19 protein-coding genes and 1 pseudogene are annotated in these 18,820 nt (G+C 51.4%); 8 read left to right on the forward strand and 12 right to left on the reverse strand.

The window, feature by feature from the left end; genetic code table 11:
- Nucleotides 1-44: 44 nt before the first annotated feature.
- Nucleotides 45-1,226 (forward strand): TRC40/GET3/ArsA family transport-energizing ATPase, encoded by a 1,182-nt coding sequence (locus AC5JMP_RS16405; protein WP_495852555.1) that lies wholly within the window; start codon nucleotides 45-47, stop codon nucleotides 1,224-1,226.
- A 9-nt stretch (nucleotides 1,227-1,235) separates the two neighbouring features.
- Here AC5JMP_RS16405 and AC5JMP_RS16410 read toward each other — a convergent pair whose 3' ends face one another.
- Nucleotides 1,236-3,224 (reverse strand): DNA polymerase III subunit gamma/tau, encoded by a 1,989-nt coding sequence (locus tag AC5JMP_RS16410; protein ID WP_495852556.1) that lies wholly within the window; start codon nucleotides 3,222-3,224, stop codon nucleotides 1,236-1,238.
- A 178-nt stretch (nucleotides 3,225-3,402) separates the two neighbouring features.
- Between AC5JMP_RS16410 and psb29 the strand changes: the two genes are divergently transcribed.
- Nucleotides 3,403-4,113: a photosystem II biogenesis protein Psp29 gene (psb29, locus tag AC5JMP_RS16415; RefSeq protein WP_495852557.1), complete on the forward strand. Its 711-nt coding sequence runs from the start codon at nucleotides 3,403-3,405 to the stop codon at nucleotides 4,111-4,113.
- On the opposite strand, the gene AC5JMP_RS16420 is transcribed toward psb29, so the two are convergent.
- The gene (locus AC5JMP_RS16420; protein WP_495852558.1) at nucleotides 4,110-4,856 is read right to left on the reverse strand and encodes a creatininase family protein; all 747 of its coding nucleotides are present in this window, start codon (nucleotides 4,854-4,856) and stop codon (nucleotides 4,110-4,112) included. The two genes, psb29 and AC5JMP_RS16420, sit on opposite strands and share 4 nt — an antisense overlap.
- Before the next feature lie 571 nt (nucleotides 4,857-5,427).
- Here AC5JMP_RS16420 and AC5JMP_RS16425 point away from each other — a divergent pair.
- Nucleotides 5,428-5,739 (forward strand): DUF6679 family protein, encoded by a 312-nt coding sequence (locus tag AC5JMP_RS16425; RefSeq protein ID WP_495852559.1) that lies wholly within the window; start codon nucleotides 5,428-5,430, stop codon nucleotides 5,737-5,739.
- 213 nt (nucleotides 5,740-5,952) lie between these two features.
- On the opposite strand, the gene AC5JMP_RS16430 is transcribed toward AC5JMP_RS16425, so the two are convergent.
- Both AC5JMP_RS16430 and lipB read right to left on the reverse strand, forming a co-directional pair.
- Nucleotides 5,953-6,210 carry a hypothetical protein gene (locus AC5JMP_RS16430; RefSeq protein WP_495852560.1) on the reverse strand — a complete coding sequence of 86 codons (258 nt, stop codon included), beginning with the start codon at nucleotides 6,208-6,210 and terminating at the stop codon, nucleotides 5,953-5,955.
- A 312-nt stretch (nucleotides 6,211-6,522) separates the two neighbouring features.
- The gene (gene lipB / locus AC5JMP_RS16435; protein WP_495852561.1) at nucleotides 6,523-7,194 is read right to left on the reverse strand and encodes a lipoyl(octanoyl) transferase LipB; all 672 of its coding nucleotides are present in this window, start codon (nucleotides 7,192-7,194) and stop codon (nucleotides 6,523-6,525) included.
- A 191-nt stretch (nucleotides 7,195-7,385) separates the two neighbouring features.
- Here lipB and hpf point away from each other — a divergent pair, with 191 nt between their 5' ends.
- Entirely contained in the window at nucleotides 7,386-8,033 is a 648-nt protein-coding gene (gene hpf, locus AC5JMP_RS16440) for a ribosome hibernation-promoting factor, HPF/YfiA family (protein WP_495852562.1), read from the forward strand.
- 242 nt (nucleotides 8,034-8,275) lie between these two features.
- Nucleotides 8,276-8,968 (forward strand): GvpL/GvpF family gas vesicle protein, encoded by a 693-nt coding sequence (locus tag AC5JMP_RS16445; RefSeq protein WP_495852563.1) that lies wholly within the window; start codon nucleotides 8,276-8,278, stop codon nucleotides 8,966-8,968.
- Between the two features lie 28 nt (nucleotides 8,969-8,996).
- On the opposite strand, the gene AC5JMP_RS16450 is transcribed toward AC5JMP_RS16445, so the two are convergent.
- Together AC5JMP_RS16450 and AC5JMP_RS16455 are read right to left on the reverse strand one after the other, a co-directional pair.
- The gene (locus AC5JMP_RS16450) at nucleotides 8,997-9,956 is read right to left on the reverse strand and encodes a calcium-binding protein (RefSeq protein ID WP_495852564.1); all 960 of its coding nucleotides are present in this window, start codon (nucleotides 9,954-9,956) and stop codon (nucleotides 8,997-8,999) included.
- 99 nt (nucleotides 9,957-10,055) lie between these two features.
- Nucleotides 10,056-12,398, reverse strand: coding sequence for a glycoside hydrolase family 31 protein (locus AC5JMP_RS16455; RefSeq protein ID WP_495852565.1), 2,343 nt, complete (start codon nucleotides 12,396-12,398; stop codon nucleotides 10,056-10,058).
- 109 nt (nucleotides 12,399-12,507) lie between these two features.
- On the opposite strand from AC5JMP_RS16455, the gene AC5JMP_RS16460 reads away from it, so the two are divergent.
- The 3 genes from AC5JMP_RS16460 to AC5JMP_RS16470 all read left to right on the forward strand — a co-directional run bounded on the left by AC5JMP_RS16460 (nucleotide 12,508) and on the right by AC5JMP_RS16470 (nucleotide 14,270).
- Nucleotides 12,508-12,927, forward strand: a complete 420-nt coding sequence (locus AC5JMP_RS16460; protein WP_495852566.1) for a (2Fe-2S) ferredoxin domain-containing protein — start codon at nucleotides 12,508-12,510, stop codon at nucleotides 12,925-12,927.
- Between the two features lie 412 nt (nucleotides 12,928-13,339).
- Nucleotides 13,340-13,585, forward strand: a complete 246-nt coding sequence (locus tag AC5JMP_RS16465; RefSeq protein ID WP_495852567.1) for a helix-turn-helix transcriptional regulator — start codon at nucleotides 13,340-13,342, stop codon at nucleotides 13,583-13,585.
- 334 nt (nucleotides 13,586-13,919) lie between these two features.
- Entirely contained in the window at nucleotides 13,920-14,270 is a 351-nt protein-coding gene (locus AC5JMP_RS16470; protein ID WP_495852568.1) for an RNA-binding protein, read from the forward strand.
- A gap of 137 nt (nucleotides 14,271-14,407) precedes the next feature.
- On the opposite strand, the pseudogene AC5JMP_RS16475 reads toward AC5JMP_RS16470, so the two are convergent.
- The 6 genes and pseudogenes from AC5JMP_RS16475 to AC5JMP_RS16500 all read right to left on the reverse strand — a co-directional run bounded on the left by AC5JMP_RS16475 (nucleotide 14,408) and on the right by AC5JMP_RS16500 (nucleotide 18,490).
- Nucleotides 14,408-14,825: pseudogene (locus AC5JMP_RS16475) on the reverse strand (PIN domain-containing protein).
- Nucleotides 14,812-15,099 (reverse strand): hypothetical protein, encoded by a 288-nt coding sequence (locus AC5JMP_RS16480; protein ID WP_495852569.1) that lies wholly within the window; start codon nucleotides 15,097-15,099, stop codon nucleotides 14,812-14,814. Before AC5JMP_RS16480 ends, AC5JMP_RS16475 begins: the two are co-directional and overlap by 14 nt.
- Nucleotides 15,100-15,105: 6 nt before the next feature.
- On the reverse strand, nucleotides 15,106-15,303 hold the full coding sequence (locus AC5JMP_RS16485; protein WP_495852570.1) for a type II toxin-antitoxin system HicA family toxin: 198 nt from the start codon (nucleotides 15,301-15,303) through the stop codon (nucleotides 15,106-15,108).
- A 1-nt stretch (nucleotide 15,304) separates the two neighbouring features.
- Complete coding sequence (locus AC5JMP_RS16490; RefSeq protein ID WP_495852571.1) at nucleotides 15,305-15,550, reverse strand: DUF1902 domain-containing protein; 246 nt, start codon at nucleotides 15,548-15,550, stop codon at nucleotides 15,305-15,307.
- Nucleotides 15,551-15,654: 104 nt separating this feature from the next.
- Nucleotides 15,655-18,030 carry a tetratricopeptide repeat protein gene (locus AC5JMP_RS16495; RefSeq protein WP_495852572.1) on the reverse strand — a complete coding sequence of 792 codons (2,376 nt, stop codon included), beginning with the start codon at nucleotides 18,028-18,030 and terminating at the stop codon, nucleotides 15,655-15,657.
- A 4-nt stretch (nucleotides 18,031-18,034) separates the two neighbouring features.
- Nucleotides 18,035-18,490, reverse strand: a complete 456-nt coding sequence (locus AC5JMP_RS16500) for a hypothetical protein (RefSeq protein WP_495852573.1) — start codon at nucleotides 18,488-18,490, stop codon at nucleotides 18,035-18,037.
- Nucleotides 18,491-18,820 lie beyond the last annotated feature (330 nt).

Raw genomic sequence — 18,820 nt, forward strand, 5'->3', positions numbered from 1 at the left:
AAGTAACAGAATATAAACTTCTCTCAGATAGGGTCTGACCATCCATGCGCGTAATCTTGATGACTGGCAAAGGCGGAGTCGGCAAAACCTCCGTAGCGGCTGCAACAGGACTGCGGTGTGCCGAACTAGGCTACAGAACCCTAGTTTTGAGCACCGATCCCGCTCATTCGCTAGCCGACAGCTTTGACATAGAGCTAGAACATGCGCCGCGCCAGGTACGTCCCAATCTCTGGGGAGCCGAACTCGATGCGCTAATGGAGCTAGAGGGCAACTGGGGAGCCGTGAAACGCTACATTACCCAAGTCCTGCAAGCCCGTGGACTAGACGGCGTAGAAGCAGAAGAGTTGGCGATCCTTCCCGGCATGGATGAGATTTTCAGCCTAGTGCGGATGAAACGCCACTACGACGAAGGCGAATACGACGTACTAATCATCGACTCCGCCCCCACAGGCACCGCCTTACGATTGCTCAGCCTACCCGAAGTCGCAGGCTGGTATATGCGCCGCTTCTACAAGCCCCTACAAGCCGTATCGGCAGCGCTCAGACCCTTGGTGGAACCGCTGTTTCGACCGATCGCCGGATTCTCCCTACCCAACAAAGAGGTCATGGATGCGCCCTTCGAGTTTTATGAACAAATTGAGGCACTGGAAAAAGTCCTAACCGACAATACCCAAACCTCAGTGCGGCTGGTGACCAATCCCGAAAAGATGGTGATCAAAGAATCGCTGCGTGCCCATGCATACCTCAGCCTCTACAACGTGGCAACTGACATGGTCATCGCCAATCGCATCATCCCCGATGAAGTCACCGATCCGTTTTTCCGTCGGTGGAAAGAAAATCAGCAGCAGTACCGTCAGGAAATTCACGACAACTTCCACCCGCTACCCGTCAAAGAAGTCCCTCTCTACTCAGAGGAAATGTGCGGTCTAGCAGCCCTCGATCGGCTCAAAGAAACCCTCTATGCCGACGAAGATCCAGCGCAAGTTTATTACAAAGAAACGACATTGCGCGTGGTGCAAGAGCCAAACGCCTACAGTCTAGAGGTCTATCTACCCGGCATTGCCAAAGACAAGGTAGAGCTAACCAAAACCGGAGACGAGCTGAATATCCGCATTGGCAACCACCGCCGCAATTTAGTATTGCCCCAAGCCCTAGCAGCGCTGCAACCTTCGGGTGCAAAAATGGAGGAAGACTACCTCAAGATCCGCTTCGCTACTGGAGTTTAAGGCGGCTATTTAGAAGGGCACATCATCGTCATCATCTGCATCCACTTCAGCCTCAACGACCTCGGCGGGAGCTTGCAACACTGCCTCTGCGACAGGCTGCAAGCTCTCTTCTAGATCAACAATCTGCCCGTTGAACATTTGGGCAACGCTCTTCGCCGCTCTGTTAACTTCATCCTCTTGCTGCCAAGCTTCTAAGGGAGAAGCTGAAGCCATTGAAGATGGGACTGATTTTCCTATCAGAGATGGCTTTGCGTCGGATCGCTCAACGCGATCGGGTCGCGTAGGTGGAGCAGCGGCATTAAATTCGGGTGAGGACTCTCTGACGGTAGGCTGAGGCGATCGCTCACCAAGCCTGCCATTGCTGGGCTTACCGTTACTAGACTGGCTGCCATTAGGCTGTCCATCACCGACTATCATCACCTCTGGAACAACCCTGACCTTGTGCCCACAGATCTTTTCAAACGCTGCCTCCATATTTGGCACACGCTCGATCGCCATCTTAAAAAGCTGCTGAGACTTAAAGCCCACACGAGCCTGTTTTCCATCAAATGCGATCAAGTGACCCTGCTGACGCAACAGCATTTGAGTCCCAGGCGGATGCAGATTGGCAACTAACTGATCCCAAAACTGAATCAGATCGAGTGCTGGGGAAATCTCTGGTTTGGGATCAGGGACAACGATCGGTTCCGGCTGAGGCGGAAGCTGAGGTTCTTCATGGAGAGGCGACAATTCAACACTGCCATTTCCAGAGTTCGTGGAGGCAGATTGTGGCGGGAGATCTGCCGTTTTTCGGTTCTGCGGCGGGAGAGGGTCAGGAGCAGCGGTCGCTTTAGGAGCTGGCGGCTTGCCGACTCCATTAGACTGTCCTGGTACTAGCTGACTGGCTGTTGGGGCACCGCTCTGAGGTAATGCTGAAGGGAGCAGCCCCATCAGAGTTACTTCTAACCAGAGGCGCGGCTGTGTCGTATTCTTCACCTGCCCCTCGCTTTCCCTGAGGCGCTGCTGTCCCCAAAGAATCGAGCGAATATTGAGTTCCTGCACAAACTGACAGAGTTCTGCCCAAGTAGGAGGCGTAATGGCAACTAGATCCAGGCGATCGGGCGTGGCTTTGGCAATCAGCAGGTCTCGGTAGAAGCTGGCGAGATTTTGCAATACGGTCAGGGGTTCGCGCCCTCGATCCATTAGATGACGCGCCTGATCGATTACCGCCGTAGAGTCGTCCTGGGCGATCGCTTGTGCCAGTGCCAGCAAATCTTTTTCAGGTACAGCGCCCACCAAATCCCAAACGCGATCGCTGCTCACCTCTCCTTCTAATAGGCTCAGCTGATCTAGCAGGCTTTCTGCATCGCGCAAGCCGCCCTGCGAAATCTGCCCCACAAGCTGAATCGCTTCCGGCGTAATGGCGATCGCCTCCTTTGCGGCAATGTGGTTAAGATGTCTCACCATCGCATCAAGGGGAATGCGGCGAAAGTCAAACCGCTGGCAGCGCGAAATAATTGTAGGCAGCACCTTTTGCGGATCGGTGGTAGCCAGGACAAAAACGACGCGATCGGGCGGCTCTTCCAGGGTTTTCAGTAGGGCGTTGAATGCCGCAGTGCTGAGCATATGACACTCATCGACCACATATACCTTAAAACGAGCCTGAACTGGGGCAAACTGCGATCGCTCAATCAGCTCCCGAATATTGTCAACTCCCGTATTGCTGGCAGCATCGATCTCAACCACATCTAGCGCCGAACCGTTGGCGATCGCCCGACACACATCGCAAACTCCACAAGGTTTTTCAGTAGGCACCGCGCTATTGAGGCAATTCAGCGACTTTGCCAAAATGCGGGCGCTGGAGGTTTTCCCTGTGCCCCTAGCTCCGGTAAACAGGTAAGCAGGGGCAATTTTTTGCTGCCGCAGGGCGTTTGTTAACGTGGAGGCGATCGCCTCTTGCCCCACCAATTCAGCAAAGGTTTGCGGACGATACTTATGGTGTAGCGGTTCGTAAGCCATAGCAGAATCTCAGGAGTGGCAGGTCAAGAAGCGAGTTGCGCCAGGAAATCTACTCCTAGCATTAGTTAGTATCACCTCAAAATTCAAAGCTGCAAAAATATCGTGGGTCTTGAGGGCATAATCTCTAATCCTGCTCCCATGTGGGATAATAATATTGAATTATCTTTAAGAATCGCTAGTGAGTACTGTCCGCACCGTTTCCGACACCAAGAGAGCCTTCTACAACCTGCACACCCGCCCTATTAACTCCATTTATCGGCGGGTGGTTGATGAATTGATGGTAGAGATGCACTTGCTTTCCGTCAATGCGGACTTTAGCTATGACCCTATTTACGCCCTAGGGGTGGTCACAGCCTTCGATCGCTTCATGCAGGGCTACCGACCCGAAGAAGATTTGACCTCTATTTTCAGCGCTTTGTGTCAGTCTTTGCAGTCTGATCCACAGAAATACCGCCAAGATGCTGAGCAGCTGCGGTCTGAGGCCGCGGCTTTTACCTCTGGAGATTTCCTGGCAAAGGTGCGTCAGCTTGGAGAAAATCAGGAGGGTTCGTTGCTGGGCGCATTGCAGGCTGTTGCCAACAACTCCAAGTATAAGTACAGCCGTCTGTCGGCGATCGGGCTATACACGCTGCTAGAAACCACCGATCCAGACCTAGTCAAAGATGAGAAGCGGCGGAATGAGGCGCTGCAAACCCTCGGCGAAGCCCTGAAGCTGTCGCCCGACAAAGCTCAGAAAGATCTAGAGCTGTATCGCGGCAATCTGGAAAAAATCACGCAGGCTCGGATTGTCTTAGATGACATTCTGAAAGCCGATCGCAAGAAGAAAGAGGAGCGGGCAAAGGCTAAAGAGGCGATCGTCACACCTCCAAGCTCGTCAGAATCCACCTAGTCTTCGCTCAAGAACTTCAAATAGCCCTCGCTTAGCTCTTTAACTGCCAGGTCATAGAACTGCTTGCCATGCTCTGGAGTTGCTAAAGCGGGATTGGAACCCATGCGTCCATCTGAGTAGCGGCGCCGAAAATCGATCGCTCCGTAAATGGGCTGTCCAGAGGCAACTTGGGGGCTGAGCGGTGCCTGCTTAATTGCCTCCGGGTGGAGATACTGCGTTAGAGCCACTTCGCTGGGTGTGGCATGAGAGCCTTCCTGGTCGCCATAGAGACTCTTTGCCAGCCCATAGACTGAGCCACACATAAACCAGTTTGCCAGCCGACACTGAACGCGATCGCTCTGGGGCAAGTTCAGATTGGCTAAGTCTAGATAGGTTTCTGAAAAAGCAGCCTTTAGCGTAGCGATATTGCCGCCGTGACCGTTGACAAAGAAAAATTTTGTAAATCCGGCTCTGACTAGGCTCATCAAAGAGTCGCGGATTACTAGCATCAACGTACTGGGGCGAAGGCTAATGCTGCCCGGAAATGCGGTGTGATGCAATGCCATACCTACATTGATGGTGGGTGCGACGATCGCCTGAGTGGCTTCGCCAATGCCCCGCGCGATCGCCTCTGCGCAGATGGCGTCCGTGCCAATTAGTCCAGTTGGCCCATGCTGCTCTGTTGAGCCGATCGGGATGATTAAGCCCTGCGATCGGCTAAGATACGCTTCAACTTCTAGCCAAGTACTCAGATGCAGCAGCATAAAACTCCAATAAAATCGCCATGATGTTGATGAGCTGTCGATGAAATTGTCGATGAACTACGAGAAATTCCCAAAGTTTCTTCAATTTCGCTAGAATAGTATATGAGTTCCAGCAGTCTATCTTTATCCACTCTTTAAACTCCACAGCGAGATCCCTATTCCCAAGAGAGCCAACTCAAGGTTTAATTGCGATAGCTGAGTCGGTTGATTCTAGACTATTTTCATCTTGAGTGGCATTTTCAGACATATCTAAATTGTTCAACCATCATGAATTTATTGGCTGCTTGCAAAATCAGAAGGTGCCTCGAAGTCTTTCGCTACAGCTCTGCATCTTTCGCTACAGCCCCGTGCCGATGCATCGTACCCCGTCATGCGCCCCAGCTCATGCCAGCGGTCTTATGACTATTTCCATATTTGCAGGATTTTCTGCTGTTTTTGCGTTAGCCTCTAGTTTCAGAGAAGCTGCGCGATTCTACGTTGCCTTTGATTGCGAGTAAGCTGCAAGCTATTCCGTACCTAGGCTGAGGTTTCGTTGATTATTTGCTAGTTGTTTGCCGAGGAGAAGCGATACATGCTACACCGCAAAATCTATCAACTGTGTTGTGATGGTAGAGAGGTTTGGATCTTTTTGCGGGATCAGCAACGCTGGATCGAGCGCGCTCGCATCCTAGACATTGAAGGTGATTTGGTGACCGTGCGTTATGAAACTGACGAAGATGATGAAGTTTGCTCTTGGGAGGAAATGATTCGTTTAGAAAGCATTGGTTCGGTTATGCAAAAGCTGGCTGCCGTGTCGCGGGGTGATGGTGAACCTCTCGTCTCAGAAGACTGCCCAGAAGCAGAGCGCATCCGCAATCACTATCCCGAATCTAACCCAGACTAGGCTCACCCTAGTTTTGTACAGAAGAAGCCCTGCAAACTTTTTGCAGGGCTTCTTCTATGGCATCTATTTAACGCGAGGTGCGCCTCTTGTTCTAAAGCTCTTGATCTACGTGGGGCGGGCCTCTTGTCTGCCCAGATTGGATATCCTGCCCAGATTCGGACGGGCGAGATGGCGATCCTACAAGACTTTCAGACCAAGTTGCACATCGCGTATTTAGAGATATTCTCTTAGAAACTCAAACGGATCATCTTCCCAACAGGGTTCTGGGTGCCTACACAAGAGATTGCAGGCGATATCTTCTTCGATCGCCTCAATTCCTTCTTGCCGAAATAATTCCGTCAATATCTGTTCATCGCGCTGCCGCAAAGGAATAACTGCATCCAAAAGGCTAAAAGCCTCAAGCTTTACAGCCCTTGGCAATGAGTAGATATCGCAAACATTTGACGAGTCAAGATGGGACGCTATGAACATGAATTCAGATCACTCCAGCCAACGATGTCACCCTACAAGCCATTAAACAAAACCTTAATCAAAATGTTACATCTATTTTCAAGTAATTTCACGGAACCCGGACAATTCTGGACTCAGAATTTGGGATTCAGAAGAGCTATTTTCAAGTAATCTTACGGAATTTGGACGATTCTGGCTCCTGAATCCTGAATCCTCTCCAGTTTCAGCTTGGGTCTTAAATTGCTGATACCAATTTAAGACCCAAGCAGGGCAGATGATTTTCGAGAGCCGCGCCGAGCGCGGCTCTCGAAAATCATCTGCCGCCTCATCAATTTAAATGGGTATGACCCAGGGCATAGGCTGGAGCTGGAGTTGAAATATCTCTGAAAATATGGTGGCAATCTGCTGGCGCACTTGGTCAAAGCTGATATTGGGGACGAATTCGGCCAAGCTGCCGACTGGCTTACCTTCGATGCCACAGGGAATAATGTGCTGAAATCCTGACAAATCGGGGCAAACGTTCAGGGCAAAGCCGTGCATTGTAATCCAACGGCTCACTTTAATGCCGATCGCCGCAACTTTGCGCCCCTCTAGCCAGACTCCCGTGAAGCCGGGAATGCAATCGCCCTTCAGCCCATAGAGCGCCAAAACCTGGATTAGCACTTCTTCAAGCTGCCGTAAATACCAGTGCAGATCTGGCTGATGACGACGCAAGTTGAGAATAGGATAGCCTACGAGTTGCCCTGGACAGTGGTAGGTGACTTCGCCTCCCCGCTCGACCCGATATAGCAAATGGGGCGAATGAGCGGGATCGAACTTGAGGAACTCTAGGGTTGACCCGTGACCCAAGGTGTACACAGCAGGATGTTCCAGCAGTAGCAAAGCGTCGGGCAGGGAGGGATCGGCTCTGCGATCGGTCACTTGCGATCGCTGCCAGGTCAGAGCCGTCTCGTAGGGCACCAAACCGCCATTGTAAAGATGACATTGAGCCAAGGAAGATTGCATCACACGATCTACAAGAATACCTTGAAAGATAGACTGAAAAACAAGCGTAATTTAACCCAAGTCTCGGATAATTCTCGATGTTCTTATCAAGAATTATCAACCCATGCAAAAGATTATAAACTCGCCTGTTGTCCACAATACAAAGTGTTAGGGTGAATGGAAGAGCCAACCTTGTTAGGAGAGAGCTTAATATGAAGCTTGTTATCCAGGGCAAAAACATCGAAATTACCGAGGCTATTCGTGAGTATGTTCATCAGAAAATTGAAAAGGCTGTTGTCCATTTTCAACACCTGACAACCGAGGTCGATGTTCATCTTTCTGTCGCTCGTAATCCCAGAATCAATCCCAGCCAGATCGCTGAAGTTACTATCTATGCCAATGGAACAGTCGTCCGGGCCGAAGAAAGCAGTGAGAGTCTCTATGCCAGCATTGATTTAGTTGCCAACAAGATTGCCCGCCAGCTTCGCAGATATAAGGAAAAGCGCCATGAACAGATTCATGCGTCGATCAAAACTGCGGATGTGCTAGAGCCAGAATCTGTCGCGCCCACGTTGCTCAGCGACGATCGCGTTCCAGAGCTTCCCGGCACCGTTGTGCGGACGAAATACTTTGCGATGCCGCCCATGACGCTACAGGAGGCGCAAGAACAGCTAGAGTTAGTCGATCACGATTTCTATATGTTTCGCAGCTCAGAAACGGGCGAGATCAACGTCATTTATGAGCGCAACCATGGTGGCTATGGCGTGATTCAGCCTCGAAACGGTAATGGTCATACCAATGGCAAGTTTGCTGAGATTGCCCATCGCAAACCCGCTGAAGCGCTAAACCGCAAGGGTTAAAGATTAGAGCTAACCCAAATTACACTTAACCGCTCAGTTGTGCTGCACTCCTGCTTTACTAGGAAAGGTAGCGCTGAGCGGTTCTTGTGTTTCGCAGTTCTTGCTAAGCCCAAACTTTTTCTAAACGCATATTTGATTGCACAGCCCTCATCATGTATGGCGCTACGCGCTTAGATCCAATGAGTTATTTTTTGAGAGCTGCGCAGCCCTCAAAAAATAACTCGTCCTAACTCAATTACGTAATGCTATACACCTATGCATTTCTCCCCAACTTGCCTCGTTCCTTAGAGCTTCCCTTTGGAATTGCGGCAGCCGTTGAGCTACTGCAAGTCGATGATTTGGCGGCGATCGTAGAACCCCACTTGGCAGCCGAAACTCTTCACGAAAATGATGATCGCCTGATGCAGGCTGTTGTGGCGCACGATCGCGTCATACGTCAGATGTTTCAGCAAACTTCCCTACTGCCGCTGCGCTTTGGCACGCAGTTTGTCTCTCGGCAGGGGCTAGTGGAGCATTTAGAGGCTCATCAAAGTGACTATGTTGCCAAACTAGAAAGGTTTGAGGGTCGGGCTGAGTATCTCTTGAAGCTAGCCTCAGTCTCTTTGGTAGAGGCTCCAATTGCTCCAGATCTGAAGGGCAAACAATATTTTTTGGCTAAAAAAGAGGCGTATCAGGCGCAGGTGGACTGGCAGCAGCAGCAGCAGATTGAACTCCAGGCGATTGCAGAGGCGATCGCTGGTCAATATTCTGACTGGGTGCGTGGCGACTCTGGCGCCGCTCAGGGCGATGCTCTCAGCAAAGTTGAGCGATTTTATATTTTGGGCGATCGGGTACCAGAACGCTGGCTGTATGAGCAGCTCAGCGTTTGGCAGAGGCAGCATTCTGCCTGGGAAATCAGTTTAGAAGCGCCGCTGCCACCCTACCACTTTGTCTGAAGCCAGATTTGTTTAAAGTCAAAACGGGTCAGCTAAACGTAAAGTCAGCGGCGGTGATGAGATTGGGTCTAACGTTGACCAGGAAGGCGATCGGATCTCTTCCAGCTTTAATCTCAGTCCCGCCTGTTCTACCAGCGACGATCCTGAGACTGCGGAAGGTTAAATTTCCAGACAGACCCAGTAGATCCTGCCTATCTCTGAAGTCATTGATGGTGTTGCGTCCGACCCCAGTTGCCAGCAAGAAGATGTCTCTGCCTGCCCCACCTCTGACGGTGTCTGAACCTATACTGCCATCCAAAAAGTCATTGCCGTCGCCGCCCGTAAGAATGTCATCGCCTTTGCCGCCCACCAGGGTATCATCTCCCGGATTGCCATCTAGGCGATCGTTGCCATCGCCGCCCTCTAGCGTATCGTTGCCCAAATTGCCGCTGAGCTGATCGTTGTCACCGCCGCCGTAAAGCTCGTCGTTATCATCGCCGCCAAATAGTCGATCGATGCCATTTTCTCCGAACAGGCGATCGTTACCCCTAACGCCGTCCAGATAGTCGTTGCCGCTGCCGCCAAAAAGCTGGTCGTCGTCATCTTCGCCGATCAGGTTGTCGTTGCCTTCGTCGCCCTTGAGCTTGTCGTTGCCATTGCCACCGTAGAGCGTATCGTTGTCACGACCGCCATTCACCTCATCATCGTCGTCGTTGCCGTAGATGAGATCGCGATCGTCTTCGCCTCGAAGACGATCGTCTCCATCGCCGCCAAAGAGCGTATCATCGCCATCGCCGCCCCGCACGTTGTCATCGTCATCCTCTCCGAAGAGCCGATCATCACCGCTGAGACCCCTAATGCTATCGTCGCCCGATCGCCCTCTGATGGTGTCTCTGCCAGAAGTGCCTGTTAAACTGTCGGCTCTAATAGTGCCGTTAATGTCTCTACGAGAATCAGAAGAGTCATCTAGATCTCCTAGTAAATCGTCAAAAAGATTTCGTGTTTTCATTACCCCTGCGCTCCTCAGAAAAAATTGAATCGGTTGATCTAACGAATGACTGTCTATAGACGATAAATGGCAAACATAAGTTTCCAGAATACTGGAGTTTTAGGCAAAAAAGACCAACCTCCGATCGCTCCCCTCATCTTCAAATTCCTGCGCCTCTGTGCCTACCAGTTCCACAATCACTCGACGCGGATGGGGTTTCCAAGCACCCTGACGTTCGCCGATTGCCACAATTATGCGATCGCCCTCTGGGTAAACTCGATAATGCGTTGTAGCCCAAGCGCCATTACGGTATTCAAAGCTATTGCCGTCATCTTCGTACAGCGTGAATTCACCTACGCCAGCATAGACTTTGAGGCGTAGCTCGGTCACGGGAAATTCATCCGTGTGCTGCAGGGTAGGCGCGATCGGGATAATGGCTCCAGCTCGGACATAGAGCGGCATTGTTTCCAGCGGTGCATCTGCCAGGATATGCTGGTTCCCCTCATACTTTTCGCCCGTCCACCAGTCATACCAGGTGCCCTGCGGCAGGTAAACGACCCGACAAGTCACCCCCGGTCGCAGAACTGGAGCTGCCATCAACGAAGCTCCTAGCATCACCTGATCGGCAAGAGAGTGGGTCTGCGGATCGGCAGAAAAGTTATAAACCAGCGGTCGCAAAATCGGGGCGCCTGTGGTTGCTGCTTCCCAGAACAGGCTGTAGAGGTAGGGCAAAAGCTGATAGCGCAGATTGATGTACTGACGGCAGATCTCGGTGATGCGATCGCCAAACGCCCAAGGTTCGTGGGGTCTAGTTTCGATCATAGAGTGACCGCGCATCAGCGGATAGAGCATTCCCACCTGCATCCAGCGGGCAAACAGCTCTGACGTGGCATTTCCCGCAAAACCACCCACGTCGGCTCCCACAAAGGCAACTCCCGACAGCCCTAAATTGCAGAGCATGGGTAGGGACATTTCCAGATATTCCCACTGCGAGTGGTTGTCCCCTGTCCAGACTGCCGACCAGCGCTGGATTCCGGCATAGCCCGATCGCGTTAGCACAAATGACCGCTGCTGAGGTCGCAAAGCCTCCAGAGCTTCCGCTGCCGATCGCGCCATCATTTGCCCATAGAGATTGTGGGTTTCGGCGTAGGTGGTGCGGTCTGCGCCATCGCCTTGAGGGGCGGTTTCAGGAAACCATATCTTTTCACCCGGATCACCAAAGGGGCGATCGTTCATGGCGGGTTCGTTCATGTCGTTCCAGATGCCTGCAACGCCGACCTCGGTGAGCGCCCGGTGTGAGTCACCCCACCACTGACGCACCTGCGATCGCATAAAGTCAGGAAACACAGAGCGCTCTGCCCAGGCATAGGCATGGAACACTTTGCCGTCGGCGTACCGGATGAAAGCGTCTTGCGCCAAACCCTGATTCAGGATTGGATAGTTGCTGTCTGGCTCATACTTCACGCCTGGATCAACGATCGTTACCACCCGAAAGCCCTGCTGCCCCAGATCGCCGATTAGCTTTGCCGGATCAGGGAAATGCTGGGCGTTCCAGGTGAAGACGCGAAAGCCCTGCATATAGTCGATATCGAGATGAACCACATCACAGGGAATCTGGCGATCGCGAAATCCTTGCGCCACCTGACGCACCTCTGTTTCAGAGCCGTAGCTCCAGCGACATTGGTGATAGCCTAGCGCCCAGCGCGGCGGCAGCGGCATCCGCCCAGTTAGCTCAGTATGCAGCCGCAAAATTTCCGCCGGGTCAGCGCCATAGAACAGGTAGTAATCCAGTTCGCCCTGCGTTTCCATCTGGAGCTGATCGAGATGGGTTGCACCCACATCAAAACTGCTGGCATGGGTCGTGTTGAAGAACACGCCGTAGCAGATTTCTGGACGCAGCACCAGAAACACCGGAATCGTCTGATACATGGCATCCGTGAGACTGGTGTAGTCTAGCGAATCGGTAGTCAGGTTTGTAAACCGCTTCGATCGCTTCTCTAGTAGCCCCGTCCGTTCGCCAAAGCCGTAGAAGCGATCGTCTGGGTGAATTTGCTTCCAGCAGGCGGTTGTGTTGCCGCGCCAGCCCATGCTGAGGTCTGAGGCAAAAGGGCGATCGCTCTGTTCATCCTTCAGGTCAAAACAGGTGAAACGACAGGGATGACGCTCAACCCGCACCCGCAGGCGATCGGTTGTGATTTCTACCCAATCTGCGGTCTCGTGGATTTCAAAAGGAGTGATCGCCCATGCTTCATCAGCTTTGGCAACTGCCCACGATCGCCGAGGCAATGGCTCTCCTCGCACCAGCCGTACCCGAATTAACCCTGTCGCCAAAACGCTGATCCAAAGCTGGGCATTCTCGCAGCCAAACCTGACCTGCTGTGGCAACACTTCAACGGTCTGCACCGCTCCCAATAGCACCCAGGGCGCTTCGGTTCTCGGCAACTGTCCAAAAACCTCTGGCATAGTTCCTCAGTTTAGTTCTAGAGTTCGCGCTAGAAATAGTATTCTGGCGATCGTGAATTAGGATGGACATAGTGATTGCTGAATAAGCGCAGATAAGCGCAGCTCAACTATGGCTCCCGACTGTGATGTTACCGCGCCAGATTCGCTCCTGGATTCCCTAAGTGCCTGTGTTCAGACCTTAGGCATACCTCAAATTCAGCGCCACCTATTCCTTTGTGCTGACCAGACGGTGCCCAAGTGCTGCGATAAAGCAGAGAGTCTGATTGCCTGGGATTACCTCAAGAAACGCCTGAAGCAGCTCGGACTGGATCAGCCGACTGCCGATCGCCCCACCTGCATTTTTCGCACCAAAGCCAATTGCCTACGAGTCTGTCAAAAAGGGCCGATTTTGCTGGTCTATCCAGATGGCGTGTGGTATCACAGCGCCTCCCCAGAAGTGATCGAGCAAATTATCCAAGAGCATCTGCTGGGCGATCGAATCGTAGAAGAGTACGCGTTTCTCACCCATCCACTGCCGCCAGTTGCCTGATGGCAGTACGCATTAGAGAAAAGGCGATCGGGTGGATCAAACACCAAAATGTGATTGGCTTCAGGATTTAGCCGTTGCAGAATGCGAAGGTATTCCTCGGCTTGCCCCCGATAGCGGAATCGAGCGACAACAATTCGCTGCATATTAGGCAATAGACGAATAATGCACCAAGGATGAAGGCGATCGAAGTAGGTCATGGGAGCTTCTCTGGTTTAGGATTTAAGGCAGGGCAAAGCTGTGGTGAGTGCAAAACTCATCACGCGATCGTTCTAATTGGGCAAAGTGCTGAGACGGCATTTTCAACCTGGATAGGCTGCTTAAATGCCGACAATCACTCAATTTTTATCTTTGAATCATCTTGCCATGAACCATTCCCTACGTCAATCTGTCGCGAGGATTTGTCGTTATCGTCATGGTTGAAGACAGACAACCAAAAGCGGGCGAATCGCCGTTAAAACAGTTGAGAGAAAAAGCGGGTCTGACGCAAGAAGAATTGTCTCGGCGGTGTGGGATTCCTCTTCGCACTTATCAACGTTGGGAATCTGGTGAATCCGCCGCTAGACCCAACATTCCACAGGTTAAAGCCTTGTGTCGAGAATTGAAGATTGCGATCGAGGATTTGCCCGATGAGTTTGGGCCAGGGAGGCGATCGGATTAGGTGTAAGAAATGCAGTCAATCCAAGCTCAGACCCTTCAGGGCATCACAATTTATAAAGCTCCACAGCGAGGGAAAGGACAAAAGCTTTTAAAGGAGGGATTTCAGCCTACTGATTTTCCTTACAATCCTCCCTATACCGATGGGAGTTGCTATTTTGCAGGGGCTAACGACCGCAGCATTGCTGAAGCTACCAAGAGGGAATTCTTGAGGTTTTGGTAGATCCTGTTATTTATGAGGCATATTTTAAGCTTTTGGAATATCGTTATGATGAGAAAGACGGGCGAGAGCGGATTGAAGTCATAATTCCCCAGCGCTTGTTTCCAGTGCTTAATGAATGTCCACGTATTCTCAAATCTCGGTGAATCGAATGGATAATCCAAGTTTGAATCAAATCAAGTTGAAGTATCCCTTGGGTCAATTTGTTCAGGGCAAAGTGGAACATCATGCTCCGTTTGGCGTATTTGTTGATCTGGGCGAGGCTTCAGTCAAGGGTTTGATTAAGATTCCAGATTTCTTGGATCAAGGGGTAATGCGTGAGGAAATGTATCCCGATCTAGGCACTATTATTGGAGCGATCGTGGTGGGGCACAACGAGAGTAGTGGTCGAGAAGTCTATCTCAACGCCAAACCGAGCGTCCTGCACCAGGCTCTCGTGCCTTTGAAAAGCCAAGTATTGGCGATGTAGGTTGGGCAAATTACCTAGGTCGCGAGTTGAAAGACGATCGCTCTTGCATAGTCTCCAGAAATAAACTGGCTCAACTGCAATATGTCTAGTTTAGGACGATCGCTCTCCGTCTCAATGCGATCGCCTTTGAGAGCAGTTTATGAGAGCAACAGATTTTCAAAAGGGTTGTTGTTGCTCCAGCGATAGGCGTTGAAGTCTCGCCGATCTACCGTTAGAATGCGCCCGTGACCCAGGTGTTCGGCTAGGACTATGAGCGACGCATCGGCTAGATCCTATCGGTAGATCCGCATAGCGTTCCATCAGTTGGAGCATTCGCTGGATATGAGGCAGCTGCAAGTCAAAGATCTGCACTCCACCAGTGAACAAGTTGTTCATGAAGCTAACTTGGGCGTGATTGCCAATGCGAGTTAGCAATAGATAGCAAGCTTCTGTCGCCACACACCAGGTTGTAATGAGTGGCTCTTGGAGACGATCGAGGACATTTTGAGCCTGAGCATGATAGACATCATCGTCACTAGCAAGCGCTAACCAGAATCCAGTGTCAGTGATAACCATGCTTGGCTGCCCATTCTGTTTTCAGGATTTCTTTGTAGTTGGTAGACAGATTTGGATCGGCTTTTCCACAGCCAATGAAGCCACTATTTTTTAATTTGGCTAAAGGATCGGCATCAGAGGATTGTAGCTCTCGGTAGCGTTGATCGATCGCCTCACTCACCATGCGATCGATCAATTCAGTCGCATCCTGCTGGGTTTGCTGCTGAATCTGCGCTAGCTTGCCTGCCCGTTCTTCATCAAGTTGAATTTCAATCTGCATCGCTTTACCTGTCATCTTCTATTAAAATTCTTTTGGCAGTCCAGCTTGTTTCAAAACTGCGTTAGCGGTGTGACGGGACTTGATCGCGCTGTCCACAACAAAGCGCCGTTGAGTAATTGGGCTGTACCAAATTTCGTGATCGCCTTTGCCTTGTCGCTCTAAAGAACAGCCAGCTACTACTAGGATTTTCTTTAATTTGGGCGTTAACGATTCAGCCATTTTAGGATGCTACCTTGATCAATTCTTGCCGATGGCTGGTGAGTTGAAAGGCGATCGCTCCGGCATAATCTCCAGCAATGACGTGGTTTAGACGCAATAATTCTGGAATCATGCTGCGGAGTTTTTGGCTGAGTATTTCAATGGTGTCTGCCTCTGTTGCCAATCCTGGAACATCGTCACTGGTGGCAACCCAGACGGCTGAGTCGGTATCCCAGAAGGCATCGATTTGATAGATCACTGGTTCCATACTGGCAATTTGAAGGCGGTTATGTTCTCGAATATCTCTAGTTTAGAGCGATCGCTCCATCACTCAATGCGATCGCCTCTTTGGGGTCATTGCTGCTCTGGTTTCTACAGGCGGAATAGCCGTTTTAGGGCGCGAATAATGGCTTTGAGGAATTGGATGAGGGGATGCGATCGTCTTTTCTGAGGAGAGGAGGAGCGATCGGGGTGGATTTGGTGATGGAGGTTCTCAAGGTTTTGACCGATGGTGCGGGTACTGGGGTGATTGTCTCCTAATGTCTTCGCGCAAATGGACAAAGCCTGGAGATAGAGGGGTTTAGCTTCGCTGTAGCGCCCTTGGGATTCATAGAGTGCTGCCAGATTGTCGAGGTTGGTTGCCCTATTGGGATGCTCTCCTTCCAAAGAGCGTTTTCTCAACTCCAAAGCTTGGAGATACAGTGATTCTGCTTCCCTAAATTGCCCTTGGAAATTGTATAGCAATGCCAGATTGTTGAGACTGGTTGCTACATCAGGGTGCTCCTCACCCAAAAGGTGTTTTCTCAACTCCAAAGCTTGAAGATACAGCGGTTCTGCCTCCTTATATCGCCCTTGAGATGCGTAGAGTGCTGCCAGATTGTTGAGACTTATGGCTACACGAAGATTGTCATTACCGAGTAGATGTCTACTTAGCTCCAAAGCTTGGAGATATAGCGGTTCTGCCTCGCTGTATCGTCTTTGGGATTCATAGAGCAATGCCAGGTTGTTAAGACTGGTTGCCACATCGGGATGCTCTTCGCCCCAAAAGGATTTGTGTATTTCTAAGGCTTGCAATAAGAGCGGTTCTGCCTCGCTGTATCGCCCTTGGGATTCATAGATCAACGCTAGATTGTTAAGACTGGTTGCCACATACGAATGCTCTTCACCCAATAGACGTCTGAACATCTCAAATGCTCGGATGTACAAAGGTTCTGCTTCCCCATATCGCGCCTGAGATTTGTAAAGTTCAGCCAGATTGTTGAAGCTGGCTGCTACACCGGGATGCTCTTCCCCTAACCGCCTTTGCGTAGCTGTTAGGCATTCTCGACACCAGGGTTCTGCTAGGGCATATAGCCCTTGCCCTTCATAAAATCGAGCCAGTCCCCAAAACGCCCAAGGTAGATCGTCATCGCTAACGCGATCGCTCATCCCAGTCACCACTTCTTCCAGATGAGGGCGCACGATGTCAAAGGCTGCAACGAAATCAAGGGTTGGAGCTTGCGGCATTAGCTGAGCCATTCTGATCATCTCATCAACGAATGCCTGCCGCAGCGGTTCAGCGTTTGCAAACTCTGTCAGCTTAGCCTGCAAAAACTCCCGAATCAGCGGATGCAGCTTGTAAGCTCCTGAATCATCCGCCTCAGCCGGATCAACAGGTTGAATCAGGTAGCGATTATCCAGCTCTCGTCTGGCATCAGAGACAGCGGACTCCTCGCCATGCACCCGCTGCATCATCCACTCCACCAAAGACCAGGGAATCACATCCGCTGCAAACAAACTCAGCAGCATCGCCACCTCTGCCGTTGCCGCATCCAGGGTTTGCCAGGTCAACTCAAACGCCGCCTTCACCCCTAGCTGTGCCGTCATTTGATACTGCGCGTCTCGATCCACCGAAGGATCTTGAATTGACTGTGCCTTCAGCCGTTCCAGCATCTCGCCCAAAGAGAGGAATCGATCGCCTCCCAAATATCGCCCCACCAGTTCCAGTCCCAGCGGCAGGTATCCCAACCAGGCACACAGCTCTGCCGCCTCAGATGGCTCTCGCGCCACTCGCGCTGCCCCAATCACCTCCTGCAAGAGGGCGATCGCATCCTCTTCCGCCAAAACATCCAGCGGCAGCTCCACAAAGCTAGCATCCAGCCCCCGCTGCCGCGTCGTCAGCACCACCCGAAACCGCTGATCCGTGGGCAATACTGCCCGACAGTCCGCCAAACTTGTCACATCATCCAGCACCACCAGCACCAAGCCATCCGGCTGCCAGTTGTGCCAGCACCACTGCACCTGCTCCGCCAACGACAGCAGTTTTCCCCGCCACTCTTGCGGCACCGACAGCCTCAACTCCAGCTCCACCTTCTGCAAAAGCTGCGCTTCCAGGCTGCTTTCTCTAGCGCGGAGCCAACAGACCCCACCCGGATAGCTCTCCCGGTGCTGCCGCGCATATTGAACCGCCAATTCCGTCTTGCCTACGCCCCCCATCCCAGCGATCGCCGTAATTGCCACGCGATCGTTCTGCTGCAAAGCCTGATGCAGGTCTGCCATTGCCCGATCGCGCCCCAAAAAATGAGGCGATCCGCGATAGGGAATTTCAGATAGCTGGGTTATTGTGGGGCGATCGGCTGAGGGCAAATGAATCGTTTGATGAATATCCCCGGTTTGGATATTCGTCGCCTGCACATTCTCGAAAATACTTTGCCTGATCTGCTTCGCGGCTGAAATACTTTCCTCTGGTAGACCCTCTGACTGACTCATGCCCCTAGCTGTCCTGCGTCAGATTACCCAGCTTGATATTTTGCGCCTTCACATCCGCCAGCATTACCTGATCTACTGCACCTGCCTGAGTCGATCGCTGTGTCAAATCGCCCGCTTCCAGATCGCCAGAGAGATCGAGTCCACTTGCCATCACCTGACGCACCACCCCCGCCGCCTGAAGCTGTTGCACCAGATCCTGAAGCTGTGTGGCAAAGGACGGATCTTCCTCAATCTGTGCCACTAGCTCTGCTTCCACCAAAGCAATATTTGATTCTGAGGGCTGCTTCTCTGCCCGCACCAACAATCCCTCTGTTCCAGACGACTTAAACTTGTTGCGTACAGAAGTAACGAGCTGTGCCGTGCGTTCAGACACTTCTTTACCCAACGTCTTGCCGCCCTCCTTCAGCGCTTCCGAAAAAAACAGCGTGGCAAGCGTAGCAGCAAGCGTGACGAGTTCCATAAACGGTTAAAACTGGGGCTAATTTTTACCTAGTTCTAGCCCAATTCTCCGCTGTTTGGATGAGAAATAGGAACGATCGCCTTCAAAACTCCAGAATTTCTATCTAAGACGAGAGTGATTTCACTGCAAGCAAGAACATTCTCATTTCAAACAGGACTAATTCGATCGCAACCCAAAATTACCTCGTTTCAAATGAGAGTATTTTCATTTCAACCTGAAACTTTGCTGTTTTAACCCGCAATGTTCTCACTTCAAATAAGAATGCTCTCACTTCAAATAGACCTGTCCGAAATATAAATAGTGGTAAAGAAAGATGGTAGAACGGAGTTT

This window comes from Drouetiella sp. (genome assembly GCF_059504425.1).